The organism is Pseudoalteromonas sp. A22 (assembly GCF_018141345.1).
Taxonomy (GTDB): domain Bacteria; phylum Pseudomonadota; class Gammaproteobacteria; order Enterobacterales; family Alteromonadaceae; genus Pseudoalteromonas; species Pseudoalteromonas maricaloris.
Genome location: NZ_CP047238.1, coordinates 1,020,990 through 1,038,700, shown reverse-complemented (window position 1 = coordinate 1,038,700; position 17,711 = coordinate 1,020,990). Strand labels below are relative to the sequence as shown.

Annotated in this window: 19 protein-coding genes; 12 read left to right on the top strand and 7 right to left on the bottom strand. The window is 43.3% G+C overall.

Going from position 1 to position 17,711, the window contains the following annotated elements; all coding sequences use genetic code 11:
- Positions 1-164: 164 nt before the first annotated feature.
- Together GSF04_RS09570 and GSF04_RS09565 are read left to right on the top strand one after the other, a co-directional pair.
- Positions 165-794, top strand: coding sequence for an SDR family oxidoreductase (locus GSF04_RS09570; RefSeq protein WP_211859384.1), 630 nt, complete (start codon positions 165-167; stop codon positions 792-794).
- Between the two features lie 396 nt (positions 795-1,190).
- Positions 1,191-1,361: a hypothetical protein gene (locus tag GSF04_RS09565; protein WP_010370673.1), complete on the top strand. Its 171-nt coding sequence runs from the start codon at positions 1,191-1,193 to the stop codon at positions 1,359-1,361.
- A gap of 73 nt (positions 1,362-1,434) precedes the next feature.
- Here GSF04_RS09565 and GSF04_RS09560 read toward each other — a convergent pair whose 3' ends face one another.
- Positions 1,435-1,683, bottom strand: coding sequence for a DUF3297 family protein (locus GSF04_RS09560; protein WP_039492107.1), 249 nt, complete (start codon positions 1,681-1,683; stop codon positions 1,435-1,437).
- A gap of 132 nt (positions 1,684-1,815) precedes the next feature.
- Positions 1,816-2,139, bottom strand: coding sequence for a hypothetical protein (locus GSF04_RS09555; RefSeq protein ID WP_211859383.1), 324 nt, complete (start codon positions 2,137-2,139; stop codon positions 1,816-1,818).
- Positions 2,140-2,234: 95 nt separating this feature from the next.
- On the opposite strand from GSF04_RS09555, the gene GSF04_RS09550 reads away from it, so the two are divergent.
- Entirely contained in the window at positions 2,235-2,420 is a 186-nt protein-coding gene (locus tag GSF04_RS09550; RefSeq protein WP_211859382.1) for a hypothetical protein, read from the top strand.
- A 39-nt stretch (positions 2,421-2,459) separates the two neighbouring features.
- Here the strand turns inward: GSF04_RS09550 and GSF04_RS09545 are convergent, their stop codons facing one another.
- Both GSF04_RS09545 and dctP read right to left on the bottom strand, forming a co-directional pair.
- Positions 2,460-2,873: a GNAT family N-acetyltransferase gene (locus GSF04_RS09545; protein WP_211859381.1), complete on the bottom strand. Its 414-nt coding sequence runs from the start codon at positions 2,871-2,873 to the stop codon at positions 2,460-2,462.
- Positions 2,874-3,027: 154 nt separating this feature from the next.
- On the bottom strand, positions 3,028-4,137 hold the full coding sequence (dctP, locus tag GSF04_RS09540) for a TRAP transporter substrate-binding protein DctP (RefSeq protein WP_211859380.1): 1,110 nt from the start codon (positions 4,135-4,137) through the stop codon (positions 3,028-3,030).
- A gap of 285 nt (positions 4,138-4,422) precedes the next feature.
- Between dctP and GSF04_RS09535 the strand changes: the two genes are divergently transcribed.
- The 7 genes from GSF04_RS09535 (at position 4,423) to GSF04_RS09505 (ending at position 12,432) form a co-directional block, all read left to right on the top strand.
- A complete protein-coding gene (locus GSF04_RS09535) occupies positions 4,423-5,565 on the top strand; it encodes a hypothetical protein (RefSeq protein ID WP_211859379.1) in 1,143 nt (380 codons plus the stop codon).
- On the top strand, positions 5,565-6,485 hold the full coding sequence (locus GSF04_RS09530; RefSeq protein WP_130126737.1) for a hypothetical protein: 921 nt from the start codon (positions 5,565-5,567) through the stop codon (positions 6,483-6,485). The genes GSF04_RS09535 and GSF04_RS09530 overlap by 1 nt, the downstream gene beginning before the upstream one ends.
- Before the next feature lie 155 nt (positions 6,486-6,640).
- Positions 6,641-7,273, top strand: coding sequence for a hypothetical protein (locus tag GSF04_RS09525; protein ID WP_017217857.1), 633 nt, complete (start codon positions 6,641-6,643; stop codon positions 7,271-7,273).
- Positions 7,274-7,518: 245 nt separating this feature from the next.
- A complete protein-coding gene (locus GSF04_RS09520; RefSeq protein ID WP_211859378.1) occupies positions 7,519-9,015 on the top strand; it encodes a cytochrome c peroxidase in 1,497 nt (498 codons plus the stop codon).
- Positions 9,016-9,035: 20 nt separating this feature from the next.
- Positions 9,036-10,505, top strand: a complete 1,470-nt coding sequence (locus GSF04_RS09515) for an ATP-binding protein (protein ID WP_039492090.1) — start codon at positions 9,036-9,038, stop codon at positions 10,503-10,505.
- Between the two features lie 15 nt (positions 10,506-10,520).
- Entirely contained in the window at positions 10,521-11,219 is a 699-nt protein-coding gene (locus tag GSF04_RS09510) for a response regulator (RefSeq protein ID WP_039492087.1), read from the top strand.
- A 130-nt stretch (positions 11,220-11,349) separates the two neighbouring features.
- Positions 11,350-12,432: an MBL fold metallo-hydrolase gene (locus tag GSF04_RS09505; RefSeq protein WP_211859377.1), complete on the top strand. Its 1,083-nt coding sequence runs from the start codon at positions 11,350-11,352 to the stop codon at positions 12,430-12,432.
- A gap of 102 nt (positions 12,433-12,534) precedes the next feature.
- Here the strand turns inward: GSF04_RS09505 and GSF04_RS09500 are convergent, their stop codons facing one another.
- On the bottom strand, positions 12,535-13,878 hold the full coding sequence (locus GSF04_RS09500) for a hypothetical protein (protein WP_211859376.1): 1,344 nt from the start codon (positions 13,876-13,878) through the stop codon (positions 12,535-12,537).
- 250 nt (positions 13,879-14,128) lie between these two features.
- Here GSF04_RS09500 and GSF04_RS09495 point away from each other — a divergent pair, with 250 nt between their 5' ends.
- A complete protein-coding gene (locus tag GSF04_RS09495; protein WP_211859375.1) occupies positions 14,129-15,514 on the top strand; it encodes a hypothetical protein in 1,386 nt (461 codons plus the stop codon).
- 101 nt (positions 15,515-15,615) lie between these two features.
- Here the strand turns inward: GSF04_RS09495 and GSF04_RS09490 are convergent, their stop codons facing one another.
- Positions 15,616-15,864 carry a hypothetical protein gene (locus tag GSF04_RS09490; RefSeq protein ID WP_010370646.1) on the bottom strand — a complete coding sequence of 83 codons (249 nt, stop codon included), beginning with the start codon at positions 15,862-15,864 and terminating at the stop codon, positions 15,616-15,618.
- A 74-nt stretch (positions 15,865-15,938) separates the two neighbouring features.
- The gene (locus GSF04_RS09485) at positions 15,939-16,844 is read right to left on the bottom strand and encodes a LysR family transcriptional regulator (RefSeq protein WP_211859374.1); all 906 of its coding nucleotides are present in this window, start codon (positions 16,842-16,844) and stop codon (positions 15,939-15,941) included.
- Between the two features lie 111 nt (positions 16,845-16,955).
- Here GSF04_RS09485 and GSF04_RS09480 point away from each other — a divergent pair, with 111 nt between their 5' ends.
- A complete protein-coding gene (locus GSF04_RS09480; RefSeq protein ID WP_249122462.1) occupies positions 16,956-17,708 on the top strand; it encodes an SDR family oxidoreductase in 753 nt (250 codons plus the stop codon).
- Positions 17,709-17,711: the final 3 nt, after the last annotated feature.

Below are 17,711 nucleotides of genomic sequence, written 5' to 3'. Positions count from 1 at the left end.
TTACTCTCCCCTCTCTACGGTGGTCAATTTTCCCCTGACCACCACGACTTTAGATTATCTATACAATTACTCGCCTATTTATAACCTATTTCCACCACAGGGGTTTAAATCTACACCATGACCCCAAGGTCTTAGTTAAGCAAACACTTTAAAGGAGTTTATCTATGAAGACCTTAATCATTGGTGCCAGTGGTCAAATTGGAAAAATGACGACAAAGAAAATGCTGGAACAAGGCCATGACGTCGTGGCGTTAGTGCGCAATAAAAGCAAGCTAGCTGATATTCAGTCTGAGCAACTTACTATCATTGAGCAAGACCTTGAAGGCGATTTTAGCTCAGCCTTTGACAACGTCGAGCAGGTAATATTTAGCGCAGGCTCTGGTGGGGAAACAGGTGCGGACAAAACCCTACTGATTGATTTATGGGCCGCCACTAAAGCTATTGATTATGCTGTGAAAGCAAACGTTAAACATTTTATTATGGTCAGCTCTATTGGTGCTGACGATCCTGATAACATTGAAAGTGAAATCAAACCGTACTTGGTAGCCAAACACATGGCCGACCAACACCTACAAAAAAGTATTGTAAACTACACCATCGTCCGACCAGGTACGTTACAAAATGAGCCTGCAACCGGAGGATTCTCCACTTCACGCCCAGCAAATAGAGAAGATGCAGTGATAAGTCGAGAGAATGTTGCAGACGCGCTAGTTTACCTTGCCACTCAACATCCTCAGAACCTCACATTTGAGCTATTTAACGGCAAGCAGTCAGTCGAACAAACGCTGTGCTAATAGAGTAACTATGTCTCGGGGTTTAACGCCTCGGGGCAAACTTAGGTGCTTTAATTTGGCTAAGTGTTGAAAATATTTATCACTCCGCTGACATAAAAAGCTTGCTTTAAAAATGCAATTCTATATTATCCTTCTCTTGCTTTAACTTCCTCTCAAAATAAAGCAAACCTCAAGTAATGCCTCCTTGCCTTGATCCAGTAAGTCCGCATAAAAAATACAAGTAGAGCTTAATATAGTCAGGCGAAATCAAGCCAATTAAGAAAATTGGTATAAGCTGTCATACCCATATCGGGTCGTTGCGAGGACAGTGTCTTCTGTTCGCTAAACTGTAATGAAGCTCATCTACTATCAAAAGCATCAGCTAATTTGCTGTGCATTATAAAAGTGAGTTTTATTATGTCATATACATATAACGGAACAGAGATCCGTGTTGAGCAACCAATTCGCTCAATTTCGGTGAACAAATCTAAAGTGATCTTTGCTGACGGCACGGGCCGTAAGATCACACAATTCGCCAATGGCGGCGAAGCACGTCAATTTCTGAGCTGGTTAACTTCAGCACATTAATTGAGTGGTAATATAATTGATGTAAAAAAATGCCGGATAAAGTCCGGCATTTTTGTATCTTTGTTTGTTAAGCTTAGCAGTAGTAAGCTTCAACAGTCCCTTTTGACTTCAGTAGCAAAGGCTGACCACGACGGTCTAATGCCTTTGGTGATGCTACCTTAATCCAGCCTTCGCTGATGCAGTACTCTTCAACATCCGTGCGCTCTTTTCCGTTAAAACGGATGCCAATATGATGTTCTAGCACTTCTTTAGCATAATGTGGGCTGCGAGGGTTGATAGAAAGCCTATCTGGTAGTGCTGGTTTTTCGATTGAATCTGTCATCGTTTTTCTTCAATTATTTAAGCATGCTGTATTGTAGGTAATCCCACGCGTGCGCTCAATAGCTGAGCGTCTTATAATCGCAATTGAATTAAAAACTGTATCGATTTAAGAGCGCTATGAGGTCTCTGAAGTTTAGCTAACATCATTACTTAAAAATGCCTTGGCACATTCACCCACGTATCGGCGGCCAGGATTATCCCCACTCAACCACTCTTCCACAGAAAACAGCTCAAATAGACCTATTTTACACAGTGTTGGGATTGCAAGCTTGAGCTCATCCTCTACCTGTCCTCGCTCGCCGGCGTTGTAAAGCTCGATATTATGCAACATGGTTGCTACTGTGCCAGTCTGTACTCTGCTACCATCTTTTAATTGTACCGATGGTAAGCACTCACCTTCTCTTACTACCTTTTGATTTACCGCAGCCAACTGCTCTGTGTTTTCTACATTTTTCATCAATATATGCTTCCTATAAATAAAATACCCATCCCCCTTGCACTCTCCACTTTTCTCGATAAGATAAACAGTGAAGTTAACACAAGGACACAAGTATGAAACTTAAATTAAACAAAAAGGCGATTAAGTCCCTTTCAAAAGATTTACAAAACTTACCAATGGCGCAAACCCCAAATATTGCAGGTGCTGGCAATCCACCTTTATACCCAGAAAGCAAGTTCGATCAAGGCTGTCCTTGGTTTACACACTTTCAGGTTCGAACCTGTCCAAATCCTTATTAATCCGCCATTGTGGGTAAGTACTCTTACCCACTAAACTTGTTATAACACCTTTACCATAAAATACTTACAGCCATTTTTAGGGTATTGCTCTTGGATCCATTGAGTCTCGTAGCCATGCTTTTCATAAAACGGCATTGCCTGAAAATTTAAGGTATCGAGTAAGCATTTCACGCACCCTCTTTGTTTGGCCGCCGCTTCAAGACTTTTTAGTATCTGTGAGCCGATATTTTGACCTCTAAGTGTCTCAGAAACCCACAAAGTATCGAGCAACAACCAGTTACCAAAAGTACGCGCGGCTGCACCAGCAACAACCTCTCCAGACTCATCCTTTACTTCAACCGCCAATGGTAGGCGCTCTGTGACCTCCCAATTCGCCCAGTTAAACTCGCTAATTTTATTATTTAAAAAATCGACAAATTGTTGCTCAGGATTTTCTACTACGGATATTTTCACAGCTGCGCTCCGGTTGATGTCGTTGAACTAAGGTAATTGTTGTTAACTATGGTATTTTGCCATTTCATAATAAAGAAAAAGTATAAAAAAAGAATCAAACATAACGCACGATAACAATAGCAAGAAGGCCTGTTGTTGCTCTCAACCTAGGTTATTAAATAAACTCTTTTTCTGTTGCATTTACCAGCTGTTGAAATGCGCGAGTACTGCCTAGGAGCTCTCGCTTTACCTTATTCCACTGTGCATTGTGATGGCCAAACCTTAATTGCCATTCGCGCTTTTCGTCCACACTTAAAGGGTGCAGCTTTGCGCCCAAGGCCATGAGCTCGCGCTCACAGTGCTTTTGCAGTTGCTCTATCTGCGCAATATGAGTATGAAATGTTTGCTTACCCGCGTCCTCGACTTCCCCTTTTAAGCGCAGCGGCAAACCATCTAACCAATGCTGATTTGCGACGGTCACCCAAGCATCGGGGACACTTTCGAGTAAAGCTATCTGCCCTATCTCGTTTTTTAGCAGATCAGGACCTGCAAACAAGCCAACAACGCTAGGGTCAATAACCTCTATATGTTTTGTTCTTGCCATTTTGGCCACTTGTGCCCAAGGCACATCAATAACATTTGCCGACGTCATACTGTAAAAATGACTCAAAACCTTAGAAGCAGGCACTCTTAGCACTACTCCTTTGAGTTTTTCAGGCAAATTAATCAAGCGGTTGAACTGTTTTGTGCTTGTTAGGGTGCGACCTCCAACGAGATGATGCATTAAGATATTCAGTTTTCCTTGTTCACTAATAGGCTTAATAACAAGTGACTGCCACTGTGGCGAACAAATTAGATTGAGAAACGCGCGATTTGAGCTCGCCCAAAATGGGATATTAAGGATATCTAGCACAGGTAACGCCCGAGACAGATTTGCCACAGAGATAAGTGCGGCCTCCACATGTCCACGAGTCACTGCCGCCATTAACTCGCGGCCACTTCCAAGCGCACCACTATGGTGAACATCAACATAGATTTTACCGCGAGTCATAGACTCAACATTCTCCTTAAGCACTTGATGCATGTGCGGGATAAAGTCACTTTGATCCGCAGGGTATGGGGAAGCTAATCTTAAGATATGGAGGGCAGCACTGCGCTTAGCCATTTCTTGTTCTCGTTCATCTTCTGAGAGTAAATTTAGTGCGAGCACTTGGCTAACCGGAAATGAAGCACTCAAACATGCCGCTAGTGAAGCTTCAAGAAATTGACGTCTACTCTTGGACATGGGAGCACTACCTAAATTCCATACCTTAATTAAAGATAGCTGAGTCGATCACTATTTCAATAAGCTTAGATGTACACCCAAATCAAAAACACAAAAAACTCACTTGTATTTAACAAAATTTATACTAGTCTATCTTGAATTCACCACAAGGAGTGTAGTGCTAGTTTATTCATCAAAAGCGATAGCTTTACTATCATTACTTTTGTCTCGCTGGGTGTTTTCTTAAAACAAAGCAAATTTAACGCAGTAATCACGTTCATATCGATTAATAAAAGGAGATTAACGATGAACAGAAGAAATGCACTAATCTGTGTTGCCTTGGGATTTTGTGCCCACTTATCCGCCAAGACACCTCAACCAACCCTTTCGATCAACACTAACCTTGATTATGACGGCCTCATTACAACACCGAATGGAAAGGCTTATTTTGGTCAGCAGTGGCTTGAAAATGCCAGTGAAGTCACTTTATACCCAAAAAATGGCAACAGCGCGCTTTGGACATTAACATTAACCTATTCTGATGGCAGACCGGCCGTTGGTAAAGCCATTACTATAAATTCAACTTATAACACGCTCACCACATCAAGTTGGCGAGATAAAAATACCATGGCAAATCGTTTTCCTAGTGGTTCAAGAGCAACGGTAATTCAAAGAATAGACCAAGGGCTGTTCCGATTACGTGCTCCTTACGAAGCTTCAAGTCTAGTGACCGATGCTAATGGCCAAGTGAAAGTTACCGTAAATAACTTCCATAGCTGCGGTAATGAACAACAGCCAGGCTCTGATAAGTTAACAGCCTCAACTGGTAACTTGCAGGCTCAGCTAATCGTAAAATGCGCAGTAACAGGCTTAGTCAACATTCCAGACCGCGCAAGTGAGGGGCTTACTACAGCAGGTCTAGTTGGCCGCCACTTACACCCAGACTTGCTAAGTGCGTTACAAAATTTAGGACAAGCTTGGAAAAACGTACAAAACAAACCTGTCGGGATGCCAAATTATCTCACAATAACGGGAGCAACCATGCGCTGGGGTGGAATAAATCCTCCTCATTTTACGCACAAGTTTGGTGGTACAGTAGATATTCGTCCGATAGGAACATCATCAGGCCCGGTTAGCGTTGGTGACGCACACTACCATCGCCAAGCCACACAGACGATAGTTGACGCTTTGGTACAGTTAGGCGCAACTAAAATTATCTTTGCCGATAATTTGAAAGGCGTTACAGATGTTAAATCAAATCATAAGAATCACCTACATGTCAGCTTCTTAACTGAACCTTTAGAACCTTGGCTTGCTCCTAATGATAACGAGCTTGATAGCGAAGGTGAAGCTTGGCATGACTACAGCAATATCTACGATACTAGCTATTTCGTGCCTCAAGTTAAATCGTTACAGGTTACCGACTTTCATTTTGAATTAGGAAAATAATGACGAATATCGCTTGGCTAATTTATCTCGCTATCTTTAGCATTTCGGCAAGCTTTGATTTATTAAGCTGCGAGCTCGCTATGTCTAGCGATAAAGTAGCCTTAGCACCCTCTACTGAGCGGCCAGAGTGCCGCTTTGAACAATCAGACAATAATGAGTTAAGACCAACATCGTTGCCGCACACGCGCTTTATTCCACCAAACTATCCAGATGCTGCAATACCTCTCAATTTCGATAGGGTTCAGTCAGCCTGTAAACTTAAGAGTGACACCATCCATTGCCAGTTTGCGGACCGACAAGGCGCTTTGCCTTTAGCTACTAAATACCAACGAGGTCGGTTAAGCTACGATCAGTGGCGCGTAGACAACCACTATTTTATTGGATGGACCTCGCACGACCCAGAAAGACCTGCTGGATTTATGGTACTTTCCACCACCAAACCCGCCTATTGGTTACCTGTGGAAGATGCTTGTAAAGCAAGACTCAGCACACGAGTCGTGACGCTTAATAGCAAAGAGAATCTCTGTTTGAATCACCAGGGTGCTTGGCAGCGCAGTAACACACAGTCACTACCTGCGCCTTGTGAAAACCCATACTCTGTCGCTACCGATAAAAATGGGGTGTGGGCTTTGCAGCTAAACAATGAAAATCAAAGCTGGAATATTTGCCACTTTGATCACGCATTACAACTGGTGAAAGCATATCAATATCAACTTGATATACCGCAATCGCTAGCGCCATACAAGCTTGTACCTACGTCTTTTTCTCAGGTTACCGCCTTATTCGGCGAATATGACAATGCGCCAGCATACGCATTTGATATTAGCGCTGTTGAGCCTATGTTTCTATCAGCCTTCCCAAGCTCAATACGTCGCATACAAATCCCACTTACACGAGCTAAATATCAATTAAGTGAATGACTCAATTAAATACGTGGTGAGACTTCTTTAGCTTTAATTAGGAAATATGAACAAACCCAAACTAAACAAATTATATTCATTTCATTTACACATGTAAACAAGTGTGAAATGATACCAAACTTCTTTGTTCATATTTTAATTAAAGGACTTATACTATGAAAAATAAACATATCTTGCCGGTCGCGGCTTTATTACTCTCACCGTTAGTACAAGCAAATAACTCGGGTTACTATATTACTGATGTCGATGTATATAAGTATGGTGAACGTGCAACTATGGTTCCTGAGCAAAACCCAATCCCAATGTTAATTCCTGATCACGTTTTAGTTGGTATTGGTGCTCGAGCTGGAAACACAACGGTAACTACCGTCACCTTGTGGTATCGTCAAATATTAGGCAATGGTGAATTTAGTCAGATTTACAGCAAAAACTACGGCAGCAAACCAAGTCACGAGCTTGAATGTCAGTACGTAAATACATCCGACAATATCGCAATTACAGGTATGGAGTGGCGCATCAATGGTTCAGATGATATTGCAGCGCTGCGGGTGAGTTACCGAAAATTTGATAGTCAAGGAAATCTAGGCTCTGAGATATTCTACGGTACGGGAGTTAAATCAACGAACCAATCAAAAACTTGCTATGACCCTGGAAGTGGCGGTATTGAAGTTTCATATTTCCCACCAGCATCAGGTAATAGTTCAGTTGTTACAGGTGTTGGTCTTGTTAATCACAATGAAAACATGGATTCAATGTGGCTATATCGCGGAAACTATGTAAACAGATAATAAAGTGTATTCTTTTCTGATTGGATAAGATCTTTACGCCACGAGCAAATTAATCATCATAAAGCGTTCGTGGCTTATGCTAACACAATGTTTGAACTAAAATTAAAACAACTAAAATACACATCAATCCTAAATATTTTACGTTCGATAACCCTTCATCCAAAACAAAAACTTCCATTTTCACATTCTCTGCACTTTTGCCTGCCAATTTTAAAACTCGAATCACAATAAGGTTTGGAATAACGATGAACAACGCGAACTTTCTACGTGCAATGGCACTTGTTACCGCGGTGGCAAGTTTACCAATAGCAGCACAACATAAGCCTCTACCACCTCCGCCTCCAGGCCAGCCACAACCAAACTCGGCGCTGGATGATGAACTCTCACAAATTATGCGTGCTCGCGGTATTACTGGCAGAGTTGCAGGTGCGCAACAACTGCCGAGGATCTCAGATCCCATTGCTCAGCTCGGCATGCAGTTATTTTTTAGCAAAGCCCTTGGGGGAGAAAAATCAGTCGCCTGTGCGAGCTGTCACGATCCAAGGCTCGGTGGTGCCGATGGCCTTTCGTTGCCAATAGGTACAAACGCAGTAGAAAGTGATGTGATAGGCCCTGGTCGCCAAGCAGTCGACGATGACATCAATATTCCACGTAACTCTCCCACCATTTTTAATACCGGATTTGCCAACAACGCTTTATTTTGGGACGGCCGTGTTCAACGTGTGACGATCACTGACGACCAAGGCAATGAAAGCAGTTTTATCAGTACACCTGATTCAGGTTTTAACCAACCAGATGTAAACGTGGCAGATTCACTAGTTGCAACCCTGTCTCGCTTTCCTGTCACCTCTCGTGAAGAAATGCGTGGAGAGGCATTCGAAAGTGCCGAAACCAATGAACAAGTCCGCTCACATTTAGCCCAGCGCATTGGCGATTACGGTGATGAAGCCGGAGGCTTGGCCACCAATGATTGGCTTCAGGCCTTTAGAGAAGCATTCAACTCGCAAGCTGACGCGCAAACCTTAATTACCTTTGATAGTATTGCCTTTGCGCTCGGCCAGTATCAAGCGTCATTTGTGATGGTGGATACCGATTGGCATCGCTATGCCCGTGGTGACCGTGGCGCACTTAGTGCTCAACAAAAACGTGGTGCTAAACTCTTTTTTACTCCAGTAGCTGAAGGCGGTGCAGGATGTGTTGGGTGCCACAGTGGTGAACGTTTCACTAACGATGGTTTCTTTAACCTCGCCTTTCCACAGTATGGTATTGGTACACAAGATAATCAGGCCGATATCGGACGCGCTGCAATTGACCCCTCGCCTCGCAATCAATTTGCGTTTAGAGTCCCGAGCTTAATCAATGTTGCCCTGACGGCGCCATATGGTCACGCAGGAGCCTACGAGTCGTTAGAACAAGTGGTCAATCATTACTCAAACCCTGAGCAAACCGTCGAGCAATTTTTTCAACGTGGTGGTGCTTGTGGATTAAAGCAGTTTTCCTTAACCGCTCAGTGTGACACACTAAACCTACAAGCGAGAGAAAATAGTGAAGCGGCGTTAGCATTACTGCGCCAGTCACCCTTTGTTGCCGCTAATTTAGCGCCACAACAAAAGCAGGATCTCGTTGCGTTTTTACATGCCTTGACAGACAAGTGTGCAAAAGACCAACAGTGCGTAAGAAGATGGGTGCCAAACCGTCGCACACCAGACCCTGATAATTTACGCTTGCATGCACAACGTTAACCGGTGGAATAACAACAACCATGAAAATGACCATTCGCGTCAAACTATTGCTGATAATTTTGATAGCCAACACCACATTGGTGCTGGCTATCTATATCGCCAATAAATTAGCGTTTGAAAAAAGCTTTACTGCCTATCTTGAAAATACCTCTCGGGCACAACTCAAAAATGTGGTAACGCAAGTTGCCGAGACTTACGCACGCCATGGTTCTTTGGACTGGGTGTATCGAGGCTCTGAGGATTGGGACAGCATAGTACGTAGCTTTTATGGTCTTTCTGAGGACGAGCGCCCGCGAGACAGGCTACATTCTCGTCCACCACCAAGACATCGTGAAAGAGGCGAAGGAGGACCAAGAAGACGTGATGGTCCCCCACCGCGTTTTGACAATAAAAAGCGCCTGCTGATCAAAGACGCACAAGGTAATATTATCATGGGCACACCGAAAAGTAAGCAGACTTCGCTGTGGTTCCCAGTCTATCAAAGCGACCATTTGGCGCAGCCTAAACGCGAACAGATTATCGCCTACTTAGGTGTCGAGCAAAGTGGCTTGGTACGCAATGACTTCGACCAACTGTTTGCAGAGCAACAACGTAAGCAGTTCATCATCATTGCGCTTGTCGCGCTGTTGGTTACTTTAGTGATTGCCGTGCCTTTTAGTAAATATATGGTCAACCCAATCGTGTTGTTGCGCCGCAATGCAAAAACACTGACACAAGGAAATTACGATGCTCGCGTCGATATCGCGAGTAAAGATGAACTCGGTTTGCTTGCCAGAGATATGAACCGTTTGGCAGACACATTAGCGCAGAACCAAATAGCTAGGCAGCAATGGATAGCGGATATTTCGCACGAGCTACGCACGCCGATTGCCGTGATCCGCGCGGAACTTGAGGGAATGATTGATGGCATTATCGCAAGCGATCCTGAACAACTGATGTCGCTTAACGAAGAGATCCAACGATTGACTCGGCTGGTGGACGATTTACATCAACTATCGCTGTCAGACCGCGGTGCACTTACTTACAACATGGATAAAGAAAACCTTTACGACCTGCTCTCACGCACGTTTGCGAAAAGTAGTCACCAAATTGAAAAGCACCATCTTGCTTATTCTCTGCAATGCGATGAGCATATTACCTTAGAATGTGACGAGCAGCGCCTTGGGCAACTATTCGACAACTTACTGCAAAACACCTTGCGTTACACAGACTCCTCAGCTGAACAACCCGGAAATCTCGATGTAAAAGTCATACAACGACAAGATAAAACGATAATTTACTGGCAGGACAGCGCACCTTCTGTACCACAGGAACAGCTAAACAAACTATTTGATAGGCTCTATCGAGTAGAGGAAGCACGGAGTAGAAAAACGGGTGGCTCTGGCCTTGGTTTAGCCATTTGCCAAAGTATTGTTGCTGCCCACAACGGAAAAATCACTGCGGACTTGAGCGAACTGGGTGGTCTCGCTATTATTATTGAACTGAAATAATAATGAGTTTCCCCCGTGCCAAACAAACATATTTTAATCGTCGAAGATGAACCAAAACTTGCCGATATTTTAAGTAAGTACTTGGCTCAAGCCGAGTATACCAGCCATTGTGTTCATGATGGCGCTTTGGCTGAAGAGGCTTTTAAACAACAGCAACCCGCCCTTATCTTACTCGACCTCATGCTGCCTAATCTTGACGGTATCGAAATTTGCAAGCGGATCAGAGCTTATTCTAACGTGCCAATTGTCATGATCACCGCCAAAGTAGAAGAAATCGATCGTCTCCTTGGTCTTGAAGTGGGTGCTGATGATTATGTGTGTAAACCCTATAGTCCAAAAGAAGTCGTCGCAAGGGTGAAGGCGATTTTAAGACGCGTGACGCTAAATGAGCGCGGCACAGTGTCAGAAACCGAGAGCAAACTTAAATTGGACGAAGAGAGCTTGTTTGTCTCCTTCCTCGACGCGAGAGCGACACTCACTTATGTCGAGTTTATGCTCTTAAAGGCAATGTACGGACACCCATGCCGAATTTATAGCCGCGACTTATTGATGGATCACATCTACGATGACAGCCACATTGTTAGCGACAGAACCATAGATAGCCATATCAAAAATATTCGTAAAAAGCTGCAAAGCATCGCGCCTAAATACGACTTTATCCACTCCATTTACGGAGCGGGATATAAGTTTGAGGCGCAGGAACGTAATTCCTAGTCTCTAACCCACAATGAGCGTTGGGTTATGCACTAATCCAACCCTCACCTAAGGCTTAATTCACCGCTACACCCCGCCCCCTTTTATTGGTAAACTCAAAAAAAGCTAATAATTATAAAAAGGAATGGGCATGAAAAGGCTTGCTTTGGCAGTCATGATCACATTAACAGGCTGCAGTAATAGTAATGTTGTAGAGCGAATAAAATCTGAGTCTTCCGTGGTAAAACATAGCTCTGTAGAAGGGTATGAAGATAGATATTCCAACATCTACAATAAGTTTAAAGATTATCCCGTGACTTGCGAAGAAAACTGCTATCCAGTCACCCAACAAATTCAATGTCAGTCCGAAATGCAAGATTGCACTTACGTTGGCAACAACCCCACTCTCTCAATCAATACTGGCTTTGCTATCCAATGGCTCGGACATGCGAGTTTTAAAGTCAACACCAAAGATGGACAACAGTTTTTGTTTGACCCTGTCACGGCTCAATTTGACTGGCCTGTAAACTGGGCATTTCGCCTCTCAGAAGGGTTTAATCGCAATCAACCTGCACAGCTCAGTCAAGCAGAGTTACAGCAAACCAATGCGGTAATGTACTCCCACATTCATTACGATCATTTTAACAAGAGCGATATCGAAGCGATTGGTACTGGACCAAATTACCTCACCCCGCTTGGATTTGCAGAGCACTTTCCTGAAGATGGATACAAAGTTTCTGAAATGGAGTGGTATTCAAGTAAACAGCTTGGTGAAGTAACTGCACACTTTGTACCAGCAAATCACTTTAGCAGCCGTATTTGGGTGCCATTTTTATACGAAGATCATGGCGCTGCACTATGGGGTGGCTGGATATTAGAACACCAAGGCAAGACTCTATTTTTTGCTGGAGATACTGGATATTCACCGCACTTCAAAGACATTCATGAAAAATACGGTGATATTGATGTGTGCCTACTTCCAATTGCTTCATACTACAGCGAAGAACATCCTGATTGGTATCGTAAAGTACACACCACACCAGAAGATGCACTGACTGCCGCAGAAGAGCTGGGCTGCAAGGTTATGGTGCCGTGGGGCTACGGTAATGCTAGTTGGAAAATGGGAGATAAAACTTCACATTCAGCGCTTTTCCGCTTACTGCATATGCAACAAGTGCTAAAAGCCCAAACGCCACTGTATATTTTAAATGAAGGCGAAAAAGTAACTTGGTGAGTTCATCACGGCTCACGTAAAAGAAACATTGAGAGATAGCTCGCCACCAATACCGCATTAAAGAGGAAGCCCCCAAGTCCATTAAGGCTTCCTATATGTGTACTAAGATGGCGTACTAGAAATCAGCCTTTGATAACAAATATGACCAATCGCGCCCCAAAGTGCATTCGTAGTTTGCTCATTACTTGAATTTACCCCTAATGGCGAGACTACTTGCCATTCACCACGCTCAAAATCAGATTCCCAAAGGTTTCTATAGCCGCGATCATAATCAGTATGGCGAACCGGGTACTCATTAGGGTCACAATTACCAAGATCAATCACGCGAGAAGCTTTACCATCAGGGCCCGTCGTAATGTCATAATTAACAGCAGATCCCCTTCCTTGACGCCAATTTTTAACTAACCTAAGCCGAACTGTTGCCCCGGCTACAGGCGCTCCTGTCGAATCCTCTAACTCTGCTGACCAGGTAATTTTATTATAGGCTTGTACAGTAAGGTATGGATTGTCGTATGCGGAGCCGGGAATACGAATCACGTTATCTTCTCCTGAAACGGTACGCTTTCGGATAGAAGCCACTGATCCAGCCTTCAAATTATAGGTATTGCTTGGATTTGTTGCGACATTTGGGTTAGCCCTAACTCTAAAATTAACGACTTGATTTACCTGTAGTCCAGTTAAAGAAATATACTGGTTATTATCTAACAAAACCCACCCATTGTTGTATACCTCAAAAATATATTCATTACTTGCGGTACTTTGTAGTGACAGAAAAAGATCCTGCCCCCGTGCTGCAGAATACTGAAAATAATCGATGTCATTGACAGCATCCATATTAGCGACCAAGCTTGTTTGCTGATCTGGCAAAACAGTTGCCGATGCAACCGTATCATTGAACTCATATTCGTCTAGATTAGTCGCTACTGCTGCGCCAAAACTGAAAGGCGACCCATCGGATTCAACCACCTCCATATACCAGTAATAATGTCCGGGCTCGGTAAGCGCAACAACTACTTCATCTTGATTCCCTGCATTAGCAGAGCTGCCAATTGTGGTGTAAGTATCATCACTATTGTGACGCAAAATAGATAAATTGACATCGGTCAGTGCATTTTGATCAACCAACAAAGCGGTTGTTTTGCTACGTTCAGTAATTTCAAAGTGATAACAATTCGCATCACCTGATTGCGAGTTATTAATCGTATACAGATTTCCCGTAGATAAAGTTGGGCAAACAGGAGTAATATCTAGAGCTGATTCAGCACTATTAAATGATATGTGTGAAACCCCCTTGCTTGGCTTTTCGATTAAGTTTCGGTCTTTCATAGATTTGACTGCACCAAATTGACTCACTACTCCTGATGGGGTCAATTTATGTTCTAGTGCGTGGCTAGAGCAGGTTGTTGATACTGCTACTAATACAGCTGATAAGTGTGAAATTTTCATCTAATCCTCCTTTTAACGTATGAAATTTCACCACCAACACTAGTATTGATAACACTAACTATCAACATAATTAACAAAATAAAAACATCAATCATTAAAGGTTTTATTTTTCGTGATTTTCTAAAGATGAGAATTGTTTAGCAGAACCCATTAAACAGCGAGAACAATAACCTATAAACCCGTTTCAGCTTTCATACACTTATCTATGTTATAATTACAAAGTGTTAATTCAAGGAGGCACCATACCCGAGTGAGCAGAGCCAAACTAAGTCAAGACGAAAGCTTATCTTTTAAAATCAACTATCAACTCCTTCCCAAAGAGACAAACCAACTCGACCTGTATTTTTCAATCCCAACCGATATGGGGATTAATACCAACACGTTGAACGAAGTAGACTACTTTAATGCCAATATAAAAAGCCACAGTGCATACTACTCGGAGCAGCTTCATCTCCCCTTGGTACGTAGCCGCTTTATCAGCCAAAGCAAAGGTCAAAAAACCGATTACCGCGTTAATCTAAACCTATTTTGCTACCAGATCCGCATTGCGCTAGATGCCGATGTAAAGCAGACATTGAAGCTAAAAGAGGCCGATGAGTTTTATCCAGCCGCACAATTATTGGTGGAAGAAACTGAACGCCTATTGAAGAAGCTCAGGCGTTACACGCCACCAGACAATAAGCTTAAGCCTTACTATCAAAACGCAGATAACTACCTCAGCTGGCATACTGAGCAAGCGTTTTTGAAACTCATCGCTAGCGGGCCTAAGTCAAGCGACTTTAGTCATGAGCGAAGCTGTATTGTTAGTTTCTGTCAACGAGAGAACCTATACCGTGAGGAGCAGAGCTACAACTCCCAAGTCACGTTGGATGACCCAAACCGCATTACCAATAAAATGAAATTGCTTGAAAGGCTCATTGAATATGGCGTTGTTTTTAACAAACAAACCATCGACTTAAGTACCAATCTAAAGCGTTTAGTTCGCGGTGTGGTTACTGGTATTATCATGGCCTTCGTGATGTTTATTGTGCTCAACGCCCGCTCTAACTTTCAAGAAGTCACAGTCGCCCTTATCGCTTTGCTTGGGGTAATTTATGGCCTTAGAGAAACATTCAAAGAAGACTTAACCCAGTGGGCATGGCGTCATATTCAACGCGGCCGGCCAAAGTGGCGCAACAAGTTTAAAAACTCAGTGACGGACGCCATCGTTTGTACACAAACGATATGGCTGGAACATATTCGTAAAAAAGACCTACCAGAAGACGTTGATAAGCTACTAAAGAAGCGTCGACAGCAAAATAAACAAGCTGCGCATCTACTGCATTTTTGCTGTAAAAACCAAGTACATATTGATGAGTTTTTACCCGGTTACGAAGAAGTACAACAACGTATCACCTTTAACATGAGTTCGTTTGTACGCTATCTAAAAAAAGGTGCAGGAAAGCTTTATAGCCTTGAAGGGAAAAAGGTCTCGAAAAAGTCAGTTGAACGTCGCTATCAAATCAACTTGGTAATGCGGTTTAAATCTTCTCAGGGAATTCAGTTAGAAAGATATAAACTCACCATGAATCGCTCTGAAATCGTCGCCATAGAGCTTATGGCAAGCGACTCCGTGTATATTGAAAACGACGCTTAAGCACAGATGCAGTTTCATATAACCGCCGACAAAAACGGATTGGCAGCGGGTTTATCCTGCACTCCAATCCTAAATCCTGCGATGCGGATACTCAAAGGATATTAATGCGCTTTCTTTGGTCCGTAACGAACCATGTCTTTGCCGTTTTCATACACGTCTTGAGATACCCAACGACCCAACAACAATTGGTGTTTATCATCCAAAATCGCAATAAATGGTCTGCCATCGCTGTTGTTCGTTGCCAGTGCCACACCTGCCACGTTTTGCAACCCTAAGCCACCGTTATCAATTAGCAGCAAAAAAGCTTCCAGCTCGTCCAAAGTTTCAATGATATCTTTATCGTTGATCATCTCTTTACTCTCACTTACTCAGTATGCCGCGTAGAATACCAGTTATGTTGAAGTGATTGAACCTGACGCCACAATTACATCCTATTCAAACTATGGCTTAATGCTTCCCATACACACTGTACGGCTTTACTGCGGCCTTGTTTACCTAAACACACTAAATGAATTGGTTGGCGGTCAGGATGTGCGTATTCGGTTAAAATAGGTACCAACTGACCTTGGTTTAATTCCTGTTGAACGTAGTAAGGGTCTCCCATCACAACCCCCTGTCCAAGCACCGCAAGTTGCACCATTGCACGGGCATCATCACAATACGTTACGGCATGGGGCTTGATGTTGAACACCTGACCGTTTTGATGGACAAATGGCCATTTGTCCATGGTGGTGCCTTTATTTTTAAATACCAAGCAACGATGACTCAATAAAGCGTCGGGGGAGTCAGGCGTGCCGGCTACAGCCAAATACTCCGGACTGGCAAACCAAGCAAAGGATTTTTCACCGATTTTCTTAGCAAGTAACGAAGAATCAGGTAAATGCCCTATTCGGATAGCAATATCTATCTGATTATCGATTAAATCGACAATATCGTCCGTCAAGTTCAGCTCGAAGCGTATATCAGGAAACTGTTTAGAAATATCATGTAGTTTAGCCAGCAAATAGCGTTCAGCCATTAAGGTCGAGCAGCTGATCTTTACCTTACCGCTTGGCGTTGAACGTTGCTGCTCGCTTAACTGCTCAGTCTGACTTAATACTTCCTGCAACTTTTCAGTACTTTTGAGTAATTGGCTGCCGCTTTGGGTCAGTGCCAATTTACGCGTACTGCGCTCTAATAAACGCACATTGAGCTGCTGCTCTAGCTGCGATATGCGCTTACTGACCGACGAGCGTGGTAACTGCACTTTATCGGCAGCGCCCTGAAAACTACCTATAGAGGCCACTAGCCTAAATAAATACAAATTTTCTAATTGCTTGTGTAATTCCATTTCATTGTTTCTCTAAGAGAACTTATCAATTCGTTTTTTATCATCTTATCAGCACGAATTGCAATCACTACAATGTCATTTATACCATCGTATAACGCATAAGGATTTACCATGTCATTACCAACCATCTTGATCACTGGCGCAACCGCTGGAATTGGATTTGCAGCTGCCAAGCATTACCTCACCCAAGGCTGGAAAGTCATTTTTACGGGAAGAAACGAAGACAAAATTGCAACGGTCGAAAACCAGCTACGAGCATGCGCAGCCCATCCATCACAAGTGCGAGGGCTGCTCTGTGACAACAGCGTTCCAGCCCACTTTGAAAGCGTACCTAAGGCGCTACAAGCACAAGATATTAAGCTTGACGCGGTGATTTTAAATGCGGGTGTATTCTATCCAAAACCTTTTGCAGACAATGAGCTAAGCGATTTAAATACGACCATGTTTATTAACTTCACAGGCCCAGCAATGCTATTACAGCACTTGTTACCTGCAATGAATAATCCATGTAGTGTTGTTTATGTATCAAGTATTGCGGTACAGCGTGCTTTTGCAGGAGCGGCAAGTTATGCCGCTAGCAAAGCCGCATTTGAGGCGCTAGCAGCAACGCTCAATTTAGAATGGAGTGACCGTGGAGTACGTATTAACCACCTGCGTCCTGGGGTGACCCATACTGAAATCCAAAATAAAGCAGGAATGAGCGAGCAACAAATAGCCGAGCTCAATGCAGGGTTGGCGTCTATTCCATTAGGGCGCATGTTACAAGCAACAGAAATGCTAGCAAGCTTAGACTTTTTAACTGGTGAAGGGTCAACAGCAATGCGCGGCGCGCACATCACTGTTGACGGTGGTTACTGCTTGTAAAAA